The sequence below is a fragment of the Kitasatospora sp. NPDC017646 genome (assembly GCF_044329365.1).
Classification (GTDB): Bacteria; Actinomycetota; Actinomycetes; order Streptomycetales; family Streptomycetaceae; genus Kitasatospora.
Genome location: NZ_JBIRJC010000001.1, coordinates 498756 through 516643, shown reverse-complemented (window position 1 = coordinate 516643; position 17888 = coordinate 498756). Strand labels below are relative to the sequence as shown.

The following is a 17888-nucleotide window of genomic DNA, read 5'->3' as shown; positions in this document are numbered from 1 at the left end:
AGCGCCGGGAGGCGAGCGGGCGGGTCAGGCCGCCCGGCCCGTGCGGCGGGCGGCCTCCGTCCTGCACCGGCACGCCCGACTACGGCTGGCGCTGCTGCTGTCGGCGCCGATGGCCTGGCTGGTACTCGCCTACCTGGGCTCGCTCGCCGTCCTGCTGCTGTCCGCCTTCTGGGCCGTCGACGACTTCACGTACGACGTCCGACACGTCTGGAACACCGCCAACCTCACCACCGCCCTCACCGAGCCGGTCTACCGGGCGATCGCCCTGCGCACGCTGGGCATCGCCGTCGCGGTCACGGTGATCGACGCCGTGGTGGCCTTCCCGATGGCCTTCTACATGGCCCGGGTCGCCCGGCCGCGCACCCGCGGACTGCTGGTGGTCGCGGTGCTGACCCCGCTCTGGGCCAGCTACCTGGTGAAGGCCTACGCCTGGCGGGTCATCTTCAGCCAGGGCGGCGTACTCGACCGGATGGGCGGCCCGGTGGGGCTCTCCAGCCCCGGGTACGGGACGACGGCGGTGATCGTGGTGCTCGCCTACCTGTGGCTGCCGTACATGATCCTGCCGGTCCACACGGGGCTGGAGAACCTGCCGGCCAATCTGCTCGACGCCTCGGCCGACCTGGGCGCCTCCGCCTGGAGGACCTTCCGCTCGGTGGTCCTCCCGCAGGTGCTGCCCTCGGTGTTCGCCGGATCGGTGTTCACCTTCTCGCTCAGCCTGGGCGACTACATCACCGTGCGGATCGTCGGCGGGAAGACCCAGGTTCTGGGCACCGCGATCGCCGACAACGTGACCCTCGACCTGCCGCTGGCCGCCGCGCTGTCCTGCGTGCCGGTGGCGATGATCGTCGGCTACCTGCTCGCCGTGCGCCGCACCGGCGCCCTGGATTCCCTGTAGGGGGCGCACCGTGATCCTCTCCCGCCGTGCCCGCATCGCGCTGCGCGCGGCGACGGTCGCGGGCCTCGCCGTGGTCTACCTGCCGCTGCTGCTGGTCCTGCTCAACTCGCTGAACCCGGACCGCTCCTTCGCCTGGCCGCCGACCGGGCTCACCACCGAGTGGTGGGTGCGGGCCTGGCAGTCCGACGGTGCCCGCGGCGCCGTGGTCACCTCGCTGAAGGCCGGGGCGGGGGCCACCCTGGTGGCCCTGGTGCTGGGCACCATGACCGCCTTCGCCGTCCAGCGCCACCGGTTCTTCGGCCGGCAGGCGGTGTCGTTCCTGGTGATCCTGCCGATCGCGCTGCCCGGCATCGTCACCGGCATCGCGCTGAACGCCGCGTTCCGGACGGTGCTCGGCCCGGCGGGCATCGGGTTCGGCCTGCTCACCGTGGTCATCGGGCACGCCACCTTCTGCATCGTGGTGGTCTTCAACAACGTCGTCGCCAGGCTGCGCCGGATGTCGCCCTCGGCCGAGGAGGCCTCGGCCGACCTCGGCGCCCACACCTTCCAGACCTTCCGGTACGTCACCTTCCCGGCCGTCCGGTCGGCGCTGCTGGCGGGCGGGCTGCTGGCCTTCGCGCTGTCCTTCGACGAGATCGTGGTGACCACCTTCACGGCCGGGCCGGGCGTCCAGACCCTGCCGGTCTGGATCTACGCGAACCTGGCGCGGCCCAACCAGGCCCCGGTGGTCAACGTGGTGGCCGCGGTGCTGGTGCTGCTCTCGGTGGTCCCGGTGTACCTGGCCCAGCGGCTCTCCGCGGACAGCCCCGGCGGACGGCTGTAGCGGGCGGCCGTGGCGGCGGGCCCGCGGTACGGGACCCGGCACAGCCCGCGCCAACGGCCCTCCGGTGCAGGGGTCGTGGTCGAACCGACCGGTTCCGCCCATGATGAAATGTTGAAACTGCGACGTTTCACTGAATGCGAAAACAGTATTCTGACCGCCATTCAGTGAATGTCGGAGGTCGCCTACCGGACGTTCGATCAGGTGCCCCACCTGCCCGAATCTCGTTCTTAATATTTCCTTACCCCTGGCCGTTGACCTGCGTTCATCAACTCTGCTTTCCTTCATGCCCAGCAGGCAGCCCCCACCGAAAGACAGTCAATTCCGGTTGCCCGGAAGAAACGACCGGATTCGGCTCCCGGTGGAATCCGCCGTCTGCTCCCTTCCCCACAAAGGGATCGTTCGCGGCTCCCCGCCGTACGGGCGATCGGTACGAGAGAGGCACCCCCACCTCATGGGTCACTCCCGCAGAATGCGGCGCGCGAAGTACGCAGCGCTCACCGGCATGGCGTCACTCGCCCTCGCCGCCGCCGGCCTGGCCGGCGCGGCCGGCCCGGCCGCCGCGCAGGACGTCTCCAGCTCCTCCAGCAGCACCGGCAACGAGTTCAACCCCTGGAGCCCGCAGAACGGCCACCCGTACCGCCACGGCGCGGTCCCCGGCAAGCAGCAGCAGGAGCAGTACAAGAAGTGGCTCGCCGCCAAGAACCAGGCGGCGGCCACCGGCCAGGAGACGCTGTCCTACGGCGGCGGTGTCGACGGCATCGGCGTGCAGAGCGGCCACTCCAAGGTCTACCTGGTCTTCTACGGCACCCAGTGGGGCACCCAGACCACCGACGCCAACGGGAACGCCAAGTTCTCCGGCGACTCGGCCGGGGCCGCCGGTGCCACCCAGCAGATGTTCAAGGGCATCGGCACCAACGGCGAGACCTGGTCGGCCGACCTGACCCAGTGGTGCGACGGCCCCAACGTCGCCACCGGCGCGGTCAGCTGCCCGTCCAACGCCAACTTCATCCCGTACCAGAGCGGCGGCGTCCTGTCCGGCGTCTGGTACGACAACGCGGCCGCCTCGCCCTCCCAGGCCACCGGCAACCAGCTGGCCCAGGAGGCCGTCAAGGCCGCCGGCCACTTCGGCAACACCACGGCCGCCGCCAACCGCGACGCGTACTACGTGATCCTGTCGCCGCACGGCACCAACCCGGACGACTACCAGAACCCGACCACCGGGTACTGCGCCTGGCACGACTGGAACGGTGACACCACCCTCAACGGTGGCGCGGCCAGCTCGCCCTACGGCGACATCGCCTTCTCCAACCAGCCGTACAACATCGACCAGGGCTCCACCTGCGGCGTCGGCTTCGTCAACTCGCCCGGCACGCTGGACGGCTACACGATGACCCTCGGCCACGAGTGGCACGAGATGATGTCCGACCAGAACCCGGCCGGCGGCTGGACCAACCACGTGTCCGGCAGCTCGTACAACGGCCAGGAGAACTCGGACGAGTGCGCCTGGATCCAGCCGGGCTCGGCCGGCGGCGCCGCGAACGTCTCCTTCGGCTCCTACGGCACCTTCGCCGAGCAGGCCAGCTGGTCGAACGACACCAACTCCTGCGCGATCTCGCACGCCATCCTGACCCACGGCAACACGGTCACCGTCACCAACCCGGGCAACCAGTCCGGCACCGTCGGCACCGCGGCCAGCCTGCAGATCCACGCCAGTGACTCGGCCTCCGGCCAGACCCTGAGCTACTCGGCCACCGGCCTGCCCACCGGCCTGTCGATCAACTCCTCGACCGGTCTGATCTCCGGCACGCCGACCGCCGCCGGCACCTCCAGCGTGACGGTCACCGCGACCGACACCACCGGCGCCGCGGGCAACACCACCTTCACCTGGACCGAGTCCTCCACCTCGGGCGGCAGCGCCGTCACCAACGGCGGCTTCGAGAACGGCAACGCGACCGGCTGGAGCACCACCGGCAGCGCCTCCGTCCTCGGCGCGGCCGCCCACAGCGGCAGCTACGGCCTGCAGCTCGGCTCCAGCAGCCCGAGCACCGACTCCACCGCGGCCCAGACCTTCACCGCACCGGCCGGCTCCAGCACGCTGTCCTTCTGGTACAGCAACACCTGCCCGGACACCGTGACCTACGACTGGGCCACCGCGACCCTGAAGGACAACACCACCGGCACGACCAAGACGGTCCTGGCCAAGACCTGCTCCTCCTCGGCGAGCTGGACCAACCAGAGCGCGACCGTCACCCCCGGTCACTCGTACACGCTCACCCTGAGCAACCACGACGACGACTACGCGGGTGACCCGACCTACACCTACTACGACGACGTGACCGTCTCCTGACGATCGCCTCGGCTTGACGCACCGGGGTGGGCCTCGCGCCCGCCCCGGTGTGTTTCTTCGGTTCCGGGGGGATCCGATCCGGCCTCCGGTGCGTCGAACCGGTACCGCTTCCACCTCTGCACCAAGGAACCACCATGAACCCGAGAAGACCTGCCGCCCTCGCCCTGACCTGCGCCGCCGTCCTGCTGGCCCTGACTGGCTGCGGCTCGAAGGGCGCCTCGACGGCCGCGTCCGCCCCGGCGCCCACCGGCACGGCCGTGACCACCCCGGCCGCCGTGACCGCCGACGAACACGCCAACCACACCACCCTGAAGGTCGCCGTCGGCGCGACCGTCTCGGTCCAACTGCACGGCACCTACTGGTCGGCCGCCACCAGCTCCGCCACCGACGTCCTCGCCCCGGCGGGCTCCCCGACCACCGCGCCGTCCCCCTCCTGCCGCCCGGGCGGCGGCTGCGGCACCACCACCACCTCCTTCGCCGCCCGGACGGCGGGCACGGCGCACCTCACCGCCTCCCGCACCGCCTGCGGGGAGGCCCTCAACTGCTCGCCGGACCAGCGCGGTTACGACGTCACGATCGAGGTCACCGGCTGACAGCAGGCCCCGCCTGTGGCCTGGAACACGCTTGAGCCCGCCCCAGGGGAAGGGTGGAGATTCGTCGCACCAGCCGGACACCGATCCGGACCCGACGGACTCCGAGGAACACCATGTCCACCACCCTTTCCACCTCCTCCTTCTCCTCCTCCTCCGACCAGGACCGCCCGGAACTGCGGCAGGCGATCGAGGAGATCGTCGGGTCCGGCGTCCTCGGCGTGCAGCTGCGGGTGACCGACGCACGGGGGGAGTGGGTCGGCAGCGCCGGGGCCCGGGAGCTGGGCGGCGGCGCCGAGCCGCTGACCGACGGTCACTTCCGCATCGGCAGCAGCACCAAGAGCTTCATCGCCAGCTCGGTGCTGCTGCTGGTGGCGGAGGGCAGGATCGCGCTGGACGCCCCCGCCGCCCACTACCTGCCCGGGTTCGGACTGGACCGGGGGATCACCGTGCGGATGCTGCTGCAGCACACCAGCGGGATCTTCAGCCACACCGGTGAGCTCCTGGAGGACGGGACGGTCGTGCCCGGCATCGCCTGGCAGGGCAAGGCCTGGGTGGACGACCGCTTCCGCACCTACCGGCCCGAGGAGCTGGTCCGGTTGTCGCTGTCCAAGGCGCCGCGGTTCGCGCCGGGGGAGGGCTGGAGCTACTCCAACACCAACTACGTGCTGGCCCGGCTGGTGATCGAGGAGGTCACCGGCCGGTCCTTCGCCGAGGAGCTGCAGCGGCTGATCGTGAGGCCGCTGGGGCTGACCGGCACCGTGGCGCCGGGCGCCTCCCCGGAACTCCCCGAGCCCCACCACCACAGTTACTACCGCTACCAGGACGGCGGGCAGGAGCGGACGCTCGACGTCACCCGGCACAACCCCTCCTGGGTGGCGGCCGGCGGCGACATGATCTCTACCACCCGGGACCTGCACACCTACTTCTCCGCGCTGATGGGCGGCAGGCTCCTGCCCGCCGAGCTGCTGGGCGAGATGCGCACGCCGGAGGCGACCGTCGGCTACGGCCTCGGGGTGTTCGCCCAGGAAGCGGAGGGCGGTACCGTCTACCACCACAACGGCGCCACCATCGGCTCGGCCGCGCTGATGTACGGTTCGGCCGACGGCAGCAGGATCCTGACCGCGGGCCTGAACTACGTGGACGACGCGGAGCTGTCCCTCGCCGCGGCTTTCCAGAAGGCGCAGCAACTGCTCGTCGCCGAGGTGTTCTGCGGCGGGCAGGCCGGTCCGGCGCCGTCGACGGACTGAACGGCGGGCTTCAGGACGGGGTGCGTAGCCGCCGGTCCCGAGCGCACGAGAAGCTGAGCAGATGATGAGCGGAGTCACGATCGGACAGGCGGCGGCATTCCTCGGCGTCTCGGTGAAGACGGTGCGGCACTACCACGAGCACGGGCTGGTCGCCGAGCCGCGGCGCGACGGCTCCGGCTACCGGCGCTACGGCTCGGACGAGCTGCTGCGGCTGGTGCAGGTCCGGACCCTGGCCACCGCCGGGGTGCCGCTGGCCGAGATCGGGCCCCTGCTCGACGCCGACGCCGAGCAGTTCGCCGCCGCCCTCGCCGACGTCGAGCGGAGGCTCGCCGAACGGATCGCCGAACTGGCCGCGCGCCGGGAGAAGCTGCACCGGCTCGCCGAGGGCGACCGGGCGCTGCTGCCCGACCGCGCCTGCGCGATCCTCGACCGGATGCCCGCCCTCGGCTTCGACCCGGACTACGTGGCCGCGCAGCGCGAGGCGCTGGTACTGGCCCGGGTGCTCGTGCCGGACGGCTTCGACGGCTTCCTGACGCAGCTCGAACACCAGCTGGACGACCCCGAGTTCACCGAGCTGGCCAAGCGTGGCTGGGAGGCCGAGAACTGGGAACCGGACGACCCGAGGGTCGAGGAGCTCGCCACCGCCATGGCCGACCGCTACCTCGCCAACCCCGGGCTGCTGGGCGATCCCAGCAGCCTGGAGGCCTGGAGCAGGGCCTCCACCCAGTACCGGCTGATCGACCGGCACCGTGCGGAGCGGGCGCCGGTCTCGGCCCGGCTGACCGCGCTGACCGAGGCCAGGCTCCGGTCCGCCGGTGTGCCGGGCCCGCGCCTGCCACGCCGATGAACCGGAGCCCCCGGGCTCAGGCGCTCGGGGCCCCGCCCTCCACCAACGCGCCGTCCGCCAGCCGCAGCCAGCGGTCGACGCCGATCCCGGCCAGGAACCGTTCGTCGTGGCTGACCACCAGGAAGGCCCCCTGGTAGGAGTTGAGGGCGCCTTCGAGCTGCCCGACGCTGACGAGGTCAAGGTTGTTCGTCGGCTCGTCCAGCAGCAGCAGCTGGGGGGCGGGCTCGGCGCACAGCACGCAGGCCAGGGTGGCGCGCAGCCGCTCGCCGCCGGAGAGGGCCCGGACGGGGAGGTGGGCCCGGGCGCCGCGGAACAGGAAACGGGCGAGCAGGTTCATCCGCTCGGCCTCCGGCCGCTCCGGCGCCGCCGCGGCGAAGTTCTCCGCCACCGTGAGGTCCGGGTCCAGCAGGTCCAGGCGCTGGGAGAGGTAGGCGACCCGGCCGTCGGCGCGCCTGACCTGACCGCCGTCCGGCGCGACGTCCCCGACGAGCAGTCGCAGCAGGGTGGTCTTGCCGGCGCCGTTGGTGCCGAACAGGGCGATCCGTTCCGGACCGCGGACGGTCAGGTCGATGCCGTCCCCGGCGAACAGCGGGGTGCCGTCGCGCAGCACCTGGAGGTGTTCACCGATGAAGAGGTCGCGTCCGGTCGGCACCTTGGTGCCAGACAGGTCCAGGGTGAGGCGCTGTTCGTCGCGCACGGCGCGCCCCGCCTCGTCGAGCCGGGCCTTGGCCTCGTCGACCCGGGCGGCGTGCATCTGGCCGGCCCGCCCGGCGGACTCCTGGGCGCCGCGCTTCATGTTCCCCGCGAAGATGCGGGGCAGCCCGGCGCTCTTGAGGTTGCGGGCGGCGTTGCCGGCCCGGCGTTCGGCGCGTTCGCGGGCCTGCTGCATCTCCCGCTTCTCCCGCCTGAGCTCCTGCTCGGCGTTGCGGACGTTCTTCTCGGCGACCTCCCGCTCGGCCTGCACGGCCTGCTCGTAGGCGGTGAAGTCGCCGCCGTAGACCCGGAGTTCGTGCGGGGCAAGCTCGGCGATCCGGTCCATCCGGTCGAGCAGGGCGCGGTCGTGGCTGACCAGCAGCAGGCAGCCGCCGAAGTCCTCCAGCGCCTCGTACAGCCGGTGGCGGGCGCCGAGGTCGAGGTTGTTGGTGGGTTCGTCGAGCAGCAGGACGTCCGGCCGCTTGAGCAGTTGCGCGGCGAGGCCCAGTTGCACGATCTGGCCGCCGCTGAGGGCCGCCAGCCCGCGGTCGAGGCGCAGGGCGCCGAGGCCGAGGCGTTCGAGCTGGGCGAGGCAGCGCTCCTCGATGTCCCAGTCGTCGCCGATGGTGGTGAAGTGCTCCTCGGCGACGTCGCCGGCCTCCACGGCGTCGATCGCCCGGATCACCTGGGCGACGCCGAGCACCTCGGCGACCGTGAGGTCCGCCGTCAGCGGGAGGTCCTGCGGGAGGTAGGCGGCCGTGCCGGCGACCGTCACCGAGCCCGCGCCCGGGCGCAGTTCACCGGCGATGAGCTTGAGCAGCGTGCTCTTGCCGGAACCGTTGGGCGCGACCAGGCCGGTGCGGCCGGAGCCCACGGTGAAGGAGAGGTCCTGGAAGACAGGAGTGTCGTCGGGCCAGGAGAAGGACAGCTGGGAGGCGACGATGGAGGCGAAGGACATGGGAGCAACCCGGAAGGTGAGCGGGCGGAGACGAGTCCGGCCCGGAGAAGACAGGGGGACTGGGTACGACGAATCCGACCGCTGCACCGGATGCCCCGCACCCGCAACGGCCGTCAAGTCCGGGCTCACCCGGAGATGTCGTCGTCACCCGCCATGTCTGCTGCACTCCTCGGAAGGGGGTTGGTCGTTCGCCAGCGTAGCAGTGCACTTCGCCGGGCGCCGCCCGTTTTTCCGCGCGGGCCGCGAGGTCGAGACCTGCCCGGCGAACGGAACGGCCCCGGCCCGGTGCGGTCCCGCCTCAGAGGCGGTCGGCGTCGACGACGGCCTGGGCGAAGGCCGTCGGCGCCTCCTGGGGGAGGTCGTGGCCGACGCCGGGCAGGGTCCGGTGCTCGTACCGGCCGGTGAACATGGCGCGGTAGCCGGAGCCGTCGCCGGGCGCAGGGGTGAACGGGTCCAGCGCGGCGTCGAGGGTGATGGTCGGCACGCCGATGGTCGGCCTGCGGGCGAGCAGGTGCTCGTCGTGGTCGTAGCGGCGCTCGCCGTCGGCGATGCCGAGCCGCCAGCGGTAGTTGTGGAGGACGACCGCGGCGTAGTCGGGGTTGTCGAAGGCCGCCTCGGTGCGCGCGAAGGTGGCGTCGTCGAAGCTCCAGCCGGGGGAGACCGACTGCCGGACGAAGCGGGTGAGGTCCCGCCGCAGGCCCTTGTCCCGCAGGGCCGTCGCGCCGCGCTCGGTGGCGAAGTAGTACTGGTACCACCAGGTGTGCTCACCGGCCGGTGCGATCGGCTTCAGCTGGGCGGCGCGATCGGTGATGAGGTAGCCGCTGACCGACACCAGGGCCTTGACGCGCTCCGGCCACAGGGCGGCCAGGATGTCGCCGGTGCGCGAGCCCCAGTCGAAGCCGGCCACGACCGCGCGGTCGATCCGCAGCGCGTCCAGCAGGGCGACGGCGTCCCGGGCGACGGCCGCCTGCTGGCCGTTGCGGAAGGTCCGTGGCGAGAGGAAGCGGGTGCTGCCGTGGCCGCGCAGGTAGGGGACGATCACCCGGTAGCCGAGGTCGGCGAGCAGCGGGGCCACGTCCACGAAGCTGTGGATGTCGTACGGCCAGCCGTGCAGGCACAGCACCACCGGGCCGTCGGCCGGGCCGAGTTCGGCGTAGCCGACGTCGAGCAGACCGGCCGTGACCTGTTTCAGCACCGGGAAGGAGGTGTGGGTGCCGGGGGCGATGACGGGCACCACCGGGACCGGGCCGGTGCCGCCCGCGCCCGAGGCGCCCGACGCGGCCGGGACGGGCGCTGCGCCGGCGACACCTCGCAGGCCGGTCAGCGAGAGGGCGGTCGCCCCGGCACCGAACCCCAGGGTCTTGTGGAAGCTACGCCTGTCGATCATGAGATGCCTTCCGGAGGGTCGGGAGCCCGGCCCGGGAACCGGACCGGGCGAAACGTTACTGGTCTGGGCAGTGATGGACGCCGCAACACGGCGGGTCTGCGGCGGAGCCTTCATCGGCGGTGCCGGCCATTGCGCTTCAGGCAGTGACTGGTCAGTATGGTGACGTGATGCACGCCTTTCCCTGCGGGACCCTGCCCCTCGACTTCGTCGGCACGCTGCGCGCACGACGCAACGCCGCGCCGCTGGAGAAGCTGGCCTCGCCCGAGCAACTGGACGCCTGGTTCCTGGAGTCCGGGATGCTCGACAGCGGGCCCGGCGCCGACGAGACCGACCTCGACATCGCCGTGGACCTGCGCGAGGCGATCTACTCCCTGGTCGCCGCCCGGCTCGACGGGCAGCCGATGCCCGCCCGGGCGATCGCCGAGCTGAACCGGCACGCGGCGGGGCTGCCCGTGACGCTGCGGCTGCACCCGGACGGTGCGACCCGGACCGGATCCGTCTCCCAGGGCCTCTCGGCGCTCGCCCGGGAGGCCGTCGAGATCCTCGGCGGCGACGACGCCGCCCTGCTCCGCGAGTGTGCCCGGCCGGAGTGCACCCAGGTCTACCTCGACCGCTCCCGCGGCCACCGGCGCGAGTGGTGCGCCATGCGGACCTGCGGCAACCGGGTCAAGGCCGCCACCTACCGGGCCCGTCAGCACGGCGGTGCCGACGACTGACGCACTCACCGGGCCGACTGACGCTCCTGCCCCCGCCCCGGTCGCTGCCGCGCCCGTCGGGCGGGGGTTCCGTGTCCGTGCGGCCCCGAGGGGCGCGCGGTGGCGTCAGCCGGTCACCGCGGTGGCGTGGATCGTGACCGGGATGTTGCCGCGGGTCGCCTTGGAGTAGGGGCAGATCCGGTGCGCCGCGGCGCCCAGCTCGACGGCCGTCTCCTGGTCCACGCCGCCGAGTTCGAGGTTGAGGACGGCGCTCAGGCCGAACTCCCCGTCGTCGCCGTGGGTCAGGGTCGCCTCGACCGCGATGGAGGTGCTGGTCAGCCGGACCTTACGCTCGGCGGCGGCGCGACGTACGGCGCCCAGGAAGCACGCGCCCCAGGACCGTTCCGGTGTAGCTGACTGCCATGGCTGTCTCTCCTCCTGAGCGCCCGTCCGATGAACTGCCGTTGCAGTCACCGGTCTAACAGGTGACGAGTATGGGCGGACGTTTTTGACGGCGTCAAGCCAGCCGTCCTCGATCGCGCCGAGAAATACCAGTTTTGTCGAGGAATCCACCATCATGGGCTCGGAAAAATCGTAACCATCTTGACGGGTTATCTGATCGAGTCTCACACTCACTCCGGAGAACGCCAGAAGGAGGAGAAGTGATCACCTACGACCAGCTCTTCGTCGCGGGCACCTGGACCGCGCCGAGCGGGACCGAACTGCTGGACATCCGCTCCCCGCACGACGGGACGCTGCTCGGCCGGGCCGCCCAGGCCCGTCCGGCGGACGTGGACCGCGCGGTGGCCTCCGCCCGCGCCTCGTTCGACGGGGGCACCTGGCGCGGGACCCCGCCGCTGGAGCGGGTCGCGGTGCTGCGGCGCTTCGACGCGCTGCGGGAGCAGAACGCGGAGCGGATCGCCGAGCTGATCGCCACCGAGAACGGCTCGGCCGTGTGGTTCACCCGGGCCGGCCAGCCCGGTCTGACCCGTCAGGCCAACGCCTACCTCAAGGCCGCGGAGGAGTTCGACTGGGAGCGGACCCTGGTCCCCTCCGATCCGGCGTCGCCGGTGCGCAGCGTGGTGCGCCGTGAGGCGATCGGTGTCGTGGCGGCCGTGATCCCGTGGAACTCGCCCTTCTCCTCGGCGACTTCGAAGATCCTGCCGGCCCTGCTGGCGGGCAACTCGGTGGTGCTGAAGGTCTCCCCGGAGAACTCGCTCAGCATGGGCTTCCTCGCCGAACTGCTGGAGAAGACCGGGCTGCCCGAGGGGGTGGTGAGCGTCCTGCCCGCCGACCGGGAGACCAGCGAGTACCTGGTCTCCCACCCCGAGGTGGACAAGATCGCCTTCACCGGCTCCACCCGGGCCGGCCGGCGCATCGCCGCGATCGCGGGGGAGCAGCTCAAGCGCGTCAGTCTCGAACTGGGCGGCAAGTCGGCGGCCGTCATCCTGCCCGACGCCGACATCGCCCGGGCGGTACGGGGGTTGAAGTTCTCCTCGCTGCTGAACAACGGCGAGTCCTGCATCGCCCAGACCCGGATCCTGGCGCCCCGCAGCCGCTACGAGGAGGTGCTGGCCGGGCTCAAGGAGCTCGTCGAAGCGCTGAAGGTCGGCGACCCCGCCGACCCGGAGACCTTCATCGGGCCGATGATCCGCCGCGACCAGCAGGAGCAGGTCCGCCGTTACATCGCCCTCGGCATCGAGGAGGGCGCCCGGCTGGTCACCGGCGGCCCGCAGGTCCCGGCCGGCCTCGAACGCGGCAACTACGTCACCCCGACCGTGTTCGCCGACGTCGACAACTCGATGCGGATCGCCCAGGAGGAGATCTTCGGCCCGGTCCTCGTCGTCATCCCCTACGAGGACGAGGACGACGCCGTACGGATCGCCAACGACTCCGAGTACGGCCTGTCCGGCGGCGTCTGGTCCACCAGCGAGGAGCACGCGATGGCGGTCGCCCGCCGCATCCGCACCGGCACGGTCACCGTCAACGGCGCCCCGGTCGGCTTCGACGGCCCCTTCGGCGGCTTCAAGGCCAGCGGCCTCGGCCGCGAGTTCGGCGCGGTCGGCCTCGGTACCTACACCGAGTACAAGACCATCACCGTCTGAGCCCTCGGCAGCCTCCGGCGCGACCGTCAGCTGTTCCGCCGGTGTTCAACCACGCGGTCTCGACTCCGCCCCGTCAACCCCCTACCTTCCCTGGGGGACTGCGAGAAGGAGCCATGGAAGACACGCAACCTGCCGTACGGGCACGTGGATTGACGAAGTGCTTCGGTGACGTCGTGGCGCTCGACCAGGTCGGGCTGGAGCTGGGGCCGGGGCGGATCCACGGGCTGGCCGGGCCGAACGGCGCCGGGAAGACCACGCTGCTGGGGCTGCTGCTCGGGCTGGCCGTCGCCGACGGCGGCGAGCTGGAGGTGCTGGGCAGACCTGTCGGACGGGCGCTCGCGGCGCCGGACGGTGTGGCCGGGTTCGTCGACGGCCCCGGTCCGTACCCGTCGCTGACCGCGCGCCGGAACCTGTCCGCGCTGGCGGCCCTGCGCGGACAGGACACCGGGGCCCGGCGGATCGACGAGGTGCTGGCCGAGGTCGGGCTCACCGACGTCGCCGACGACCGGGTGCGGGGCTTCTCGCTGGGCATGCGCCAGCGGCTCGGACTGGCCGCCGCGCTGCTCACCGAACCGCGCCTGCTGGTGCTCGACGAGCCCTCCAACGGCCTTGACCCGGCGGGCAAGCAGCACGTGCACGGGGTGCTGCGCCGACTCGCGGAGGACGGCGTGACGGTCGTGCTGTCCAGCCACCGGATGGACGACCTGGAGTCGCTCTGCTCCGAGGTGACGATCCTCGCGACCGGGCGGGTGCGCTTCTCCGGTCCGCTGGGCAAGCTGGCCGCCGAGACCCGCGCGCTCGACCACCGGCTGCTCACCTCCGACCTGCGCACCGCGCGGCGGGTCGCCGCCGGAGCGGCCGGGGTGACGGTCGTGGACGGGGACGGCACGTGGCGCGGCACGGAGGCCCTGGTGGTGCGCGCCACCGGTCCGGCCGTCGAGCAGTTGGTGGCTGGACTGGTGCGGGAGGGCGTACGGGTGCGCGAGGTGGCGCCCGTGGTGTCGCCGCTGGAGGCCGCGTACCTCGCCCTCACCGAGGAGCAGCAGGAGGGCGGGCGATGAGCACGGTCACGGCCGGGAAGGCGGCGGCCGGTGCGGCCGCCGGGTCCGCGACGCGCCGGGTGCCGGTGGGCCGGGTGTACCGCTTCGAGCTGGTCAAGCTCGTCTCGCAGTGGCGGGTCCGGCTGCTGGTGCTGGCCTGTTGGGCGCTGCCCGGGCTGTTCACGGCGGCCGTGGCCCAGCAGGGGACGCTGCCCTCCGACACCCTGTTCGGCCGCTGGATGCACGCCACCGGCTGGGCTGGCCCGCTGGTGGTGCTGGGCTTCGCCGGCTCGTGGGCGCTGCCGCTGCTGACCTCGGTGGTCGCGGGCGACGTGTTCGCCGCCGAGGACCGGCTCGGCACGTGGCGGCACCTGCTGGTGGCGGTCCGCTCGCCGCGGCGGATCTTCCTGGCGAAGACCCTGGCGAGCGCGACCGTGCTCGCCCTGCTGGTGGCCGGGCTGGTGGCCTCCGCCACGGTGGGCGGGCTGGCGGCGGTCGGCAACCAGCCGCTGGTCGGCGTCGACGGGCACCAGCTGGCGCCGTCCGACGCGGCCGGGAGCGTCCTGCTGGCGTGGGCCTGCGCGCTGGCGCCCACCCTGGCGCTGGCGGCGCTCGGCCTGCTCGGCTCCGTCATCCTGGGCCGCTCCCCGATGGGGCTGCTTGTCCCCGCGCTGTCCGCGGTCGCGATGCAGCTGCTCCAGATGCTGCCGTTGCCGGTGGCACTGCGCCTCGCGCTGCCCGGCTACGCCTTCGTCTCCTGGGACGGGCTGTTCGCCGACCCGGCGCGACTGGAGGAGCTGCTGATCGCCGTCGCGGTGAGCCTGGTGTGGGCCGTGGTGGCGACCGCCGCGGCCTACCTGCTGTTCCTGCGGCGGGACTTCACCAACGGCAGCGAGGACGGCGGAGGTCGCCGGGCGCTCGTCCTCGGGGTGGCCCCCTTGGCGGGGCTGCTGGCGCTGACCTTCGGGGCGGTCGCGGTGGCCACGCCCTCGACCGGGTCGGGCATCACCCAGGCGAAGGTGCAGCGCACGGTCGCCACCGTGTTCGCGCACCTGTACCGGCTGCAGACCGAGGAGCTCCACCGTCCCGCCGTCACCGAGGCCGACCTGCGGGTCACGGCGGACTGCGGCCGGGGAGACGGCCAGGTCGACCCGGAGGGCCCGGGCAACGACTGGCGCTGCACGGTCACCTGGCACCTGCCCGGAACGGCCGCTCCGGGGACGGCGATCTACCAGCTGGACGTCGCCCCGGACGGGCGGGTGATGGCGGACGGTGACGGTCCGAAGGAAGTGAACGGCTACTTCCTGGTGCACACCGCGACCGGCGACGCGCCCAACCCGCTGTGGCAGTTCGACGGCCGGATCGACCTGCTCGCCTCCGCGACGGGCTGACCGGGCCCGGCACACCGAAGCTCCCCGCGCACCCACGCACCTCCACGCACCCACAACGAAGGGCTGACGCCATGCAGGTAACGCGTCGTCGACGTGTCCAGAAGGAGCGCCCCGTGCTCCCCGGCCGGCGTGCGAGCCGCCGGGCCACCCTGGCCACGGCGTGCATCACGGCGGTGGCCGTGGCCACGGGCACGGCTTTCGCGGCCACCCACCAGTTCGGCACCGACCAGGTCGGCCAGGTCACCGCCGACGGTCAGGTGATCTCCAGCGACCAGTACGTCGCCCCGTTCGGCGACCGGCTGGTCATCAACAACGGCAAGATCATGGGCTCCCGGGTCAGCCCGGACGGCGCCCACCTGGCCGCCTCGCTCGCCGACGGCGACGCCTCGCTGGTCGTGGTGGACCTGAAGACCGGCCAGGTGCAGCAGCGCGCCGGCAAGGCCAAGACAGCCGACCTGAAACTGACCGACGGCTCGGTCGGCCAGGAGGCCCCGGTCTACTCGCCGGACGGCAGGCAGCTGTGGCTGGGCCAGCTCGACGGCTACACCCGGTTCACGGTGAAGGCCGACGGCTCCCTGGCCGACCCGGTGAAGGTGGCGATCCCGGCCAACGGCGACAAGCACGCGCTGGCCTCCGGCGCGGTGTTCTCCGCCGACGGCTCGACGCTGTACGCGGCGGTCAACGGCCAGAACCGGGTGGTCGCGATCAACACGGCCACCGGCGCGCTCGGGCAGAGCTGGACGGTGGGCAACGCGCCGCGCGGCATCGTGCAGGTCGGGAAGAAGCTGTACGTCAGCAACGAGGGCGGGCGCCCCGCCACCCCCGACGACGACACGCTCAACTCCTACGGCACCCAGGTGCCGGCCGACCCGGACACCGGCGCCGCGACCTCGGGCACCGTCAGCGTGATCGACCTCTCCGCCCCGTCCGCCGCCGTGGGCTCGATCGACGTCGGGCTGCACCCGACCGCGGTGTACGCCAAGAACGGGGCGGTCTTCGTCGCCGACACCTCCTCCGACCAGGTGTCGGTCATCGACACCAGGCACGACAAGGTCGTGCAGCGGATCTCCACCAAGCCGTGGCCGGAGGCCTCGGTGGGCTACGAGCCGACGGCGGTGGCGCTCACCGACGACGGCCGGCTGCTGGTCACGCTCGGCCGCGCCAACGCGGTGGCCGTCTACCGCTTCACCAGCGCCCAGGAACCGGTGAGTTACGTCGGCCTGCTGCCCACCGACTACTTCCCGGCCGAGGTCACCACCGTCGGCTCGAAGGTGGTCGTCTCCAACACCCGCGGCATCGACGCCCGGCGCCCCAACTCCACCGGCGCCCACAACACCCACGACACCACCTCCAGTCTGACCCGGTTCACCCTGCCGGGCGACAAGGAGATCCGCTCCCAGACGGACAAGGTCTTCAAGCAGAACGGCTGGACCGAGAACGCGGTCTGGACGGCCGACCGGCACAAGGCGAAGCCCGTACCGGTGCCGGCCCGGATCGGTGACCCGTCACCGATCAAGCACGTCTTCATGATCGTCAAGGAGAACCGGACCTACGACCAGGTCTTCGGCGACATCGGCAAGGGCAACGGAGACCCGAAGCTCGCCCAGTTCGGCGCCAACGTGACGCCCAACCAGCAGGCGCTGGCCAAGCAGTTCGGGCTCTACGACAACACCTACGACATCGGCACCAACTCCGCCGAGGGCCACAACTGGCTGATGCAGGCGGACAACCCGGAGTACACCGAGTCCTCGGCGGGGGAGTACGAGCGCAGCTACGACACCGAGGACGACGCCCTGGGCCACCAGCGCTCGGGCTTCCTGTGGACCGGCGCGCAGGCGGCCGGCCAGGACGTGCGTGACTTCGGCGAGTTCCACCAGTTCCTGACCAAGCCCGACGGCGCGAACTGGCAGAACCTGTACTGCGACGCGAAGAACATGGAGACGACCGGCGACGACACCGCCTACCCGCTCGCCTCCTCCTCGCCGATCCCGTCGCTCAACGACGTGTCGGTGCCCGGCTTCCCCAAGTTCGACCTCGACGTACCCGACCAGTACCGCTACCAGATCTGGAAGCAGGACTTCGAGCAGAACGGCCCGGCGGCGCTCAACATGCTGTGGCTGTCCAGCGACCACACCGGAGGCCCGGCCAGTCCGGCCGCGCAGGTCGCCGACAACGACCTGGCGGTCGGCAGGATCGTCCAGGAGATCTCGCACAGCGAGTACTGGAAGGACTCCGCGATCTTCGTGGTCGAGGACGACTCCCAGGCCGGCCTGGACCACGTGGACGGCCACCGCGCCCCGATCCAGATCATCAGCCCCTGGGCCCAGCACGGCGCCGTGGACAGCCGCTACTACTCGCAGATCACCATGATCCGCACCATCGAGCAGATCCTCGGGATCCACCCGATGAACCAGAAGGACAGCGCGGCCATCCCGATGGCCACGGCCTTCACCGACAAGCCGGACTACACCCCGTTCACCGCGGTGCCCAACCGGACCTCGCTGACCGACGGCCTGAAGACCGCGCCCTCCTGCGGCATCGACGTGCCGGGTGGCGCCCAGGACCGCACCGCGGCGGCGGCGCCGGTGACCGCCGCCCCGCCGGCGGCCGAGCAGGGCGTCGCGGCCCAGTGGGACACCTGGAAGTCCGAGCAGCACCTGACCGGCCCCAACGCCGCCCCGGACCGTGCGAACCCGGCCCAGCTGAACCACCTGACCTGGTACCAGACCCACAACTGGACCACCCCCTACCCGGGCGAGGACAAGATCCACACCCCGGACGAGGTCCCCGGGGCCTCCATCCCCTCCGCCGAGAACGACGGCTGATCCCCGAGGGCCCACGGACGGGCCCCGGTCCGGCTCCGGCCG

Annotated in this window: 14 protein-coding genes; 11 read left to right on the top strand and 3 right to left on the bottom strand. The window is 72.1% G+C overall.

The genetic code is table 11. The features are described from left to right. Window positions 1–40: 40 nt before the first annotated feature. The 6 genes from ACH4J0_RS02515 (at window position 41) to ACH4J0_RS02490 (ending at window position 6752) form a co-directional block, all read left to right on the top strand. Window positions 41–895, top strand: a complete 855-nt coding sequence (locus tag ACH4J0_RS02515) for an ABC transporter permease (RefSeq protein WP_396235831.1) — start codon at window positions 41–43, stop codon at window positions 893–895. Window positions 896–905: 10 nt separating this feature from the next. After that, a complete protein-coding gene (locus ACH4J0_RS02510; protein WP_396235830.1) occupies window positions 906–1718 on the top strand; it encodes an ABC transporter permease in 813 nt (270 codons plus the stop codon). A gap of 469 nt (window positions 1719–2187) precedes the next feature. Further along, window positions 2188–4065: a putative Ig domain-containing protein gene (locus ACH4J0_RS02505; protein WP_396235829.1), complete on the top strand. Its 1878-nt coding sequence runs from the start codon at window positions 2188–2190 to the stop codon at window positions 4063–4065. Window positions 4066–4199: 134 nt separating this feature from the next. Further along, a complete protein-coding gene (locus ACH4J0_RS02500) occupies window positions 4200–4658 on the top strand; it encodes a hypothetical protein (protein WP_396235828.1) in 459 nt (152 codons plus the stop codon). 113 nt (window positions 4659–4771) lie between these two features. Beyond that, the gene (locus ACH4J0_RS02495) at window positions 4772–5905 is read left to right on the top strand and encodes a serine hydrolase domain-containing protein (protein ID WP_396235827.1); all 1134 of its coding nucleotides are present in this window, start codon (window positions 4772–4774) and stop codon (window positions 5903–5905) included. Window positions 5906–5966: 61 nt separating this feature from the next. Then, window positions 5967–6752 (top strand): MerR family transcriptional regulator, encoded by a 786-nt coding sequence (locus ACH4J0_RS02490; protein ID WP_396235826.1) that lies wholly within the window; start codon window positions 5967–5969, stop codon window positions 6750–6752. Window positions 6753–6768: 16 nt separating this feature from the next. Here ACH4J0_RS02490 and ACH4J0_RS02485 read toward each other — a convergent pair whose 3' ends face one another. Then, window positions 6769–8403, bottom strand: a complete 1635-nt coding sequence (locus ACH4J0_RS02485; protein ID WP_396235825.1) for an ABC-F family ATP-binding cassette domain-containing protein — start codon at window positions 8401–8403, stop codon at window positions 6769–6771. 298 nt (window positions 8404–8701) lie between these two features. Beyond that, window positions 8702–9790, bottom strand: a complete 1089-nt coding sequence (locus ACH4J0_RS02480; RefSeq protein ID WP_396235824.1) for an alpha/beta fold hydrolase — start codon at window positions 9788–9790, stop codon at window positions 8702–8704. Between the two features lie 164 nt (window positions 9791–9954). On the opposite strand from ACH4J0_RS02480, the gene ACH4J0_RS02475 reads away from it, so the two are divergent. Further along, window positions 9955–10506 (top strand): CGNR zinc finger domain-containing protein, encoded by a 552-nt coding sequence (locus tag ACH4J0_RS02475; protein WP_396235938.1) that lies wholly within the window; start codon window positions 9955–9957, stop codon window positions 10504–10506. 105 nt (window positions 10507–10611) lie between these two features. Here ACH4J0_RS02475 and ACH4J0_RS02470 read toward each other — a convergent pair whose 3' ends face one another. Next, complete coding sequence (locus ACH4J0_RS02470; RefSeq protein WP_396235823.1) at window positions 10612–11115, bottom strand: OsmC family protein; 504 nt, start codon at window positions 11113–11115, stop codon at window positions 10612–10614. A 32-nt stretch (window positions 11116–11147) separates the two neighbouring features. Here ACH4J0_RS02470 and ACH4J0_RS02465 point away from each other — a divergent pair, with 32 nt between their 5' ends. The 4 genes from ACH4J0_RS02465 to ACH4J0_RS02450 all read left to right on the top strand — a co-directional run bounded on the left by ACH4J0_RS02465 (window position 11148) and on the right by ACH4J0_RS02450 (window position 17846). Continuing rightward, entirely contained in the window at window positions 11148–12590 is a 1443-nt protein-coding gene (locus tag ACH4J0_RS02465) for an aldehyde dehydrogenase (protein WP_396235822.1), read from the top strand. A gap of 113 nt (window positions 12591–12703) precedes the next feature. Further along, window positions 12704–13651, top strand: coding sequence for an ABC transporter ATP-binding protein (locus ACH4J0_RS02460; RefSeq protein ID WP_396235821.1), 948 nt, complete (start codon window positions 12704–12706; stop codon window positions 13649–13651). After that, the gene (locus ACH4J0_RS02455) at window positions 13648–15021 is read left to right on the top strand and encodes an ABC transporter permease (protein ID WP_396235820.1); all 1374 of its coding nucleotides are present in this window, start codon (window positions 13648–13650) and stop codon (window positions 15019–15021) included. Before ACH4J0_RS02460 ends, ACH4J0_RS02455 begins: the two co-directional genes overlap by 4 nt. A gap of 71 nt (window positions 15022–15092) precedes the next feature. Beyond that, entirely contained in the window at window positions 15093–17846 is a 2754-nt protein-coding gene (locus ACH4J0_RS02450; RefSeq protein WP_396235819.1) for an alkaline phosphatase family protein, read from the top strand. Window positions 17847–17888 lie beyond the last annotated feature (42 nt).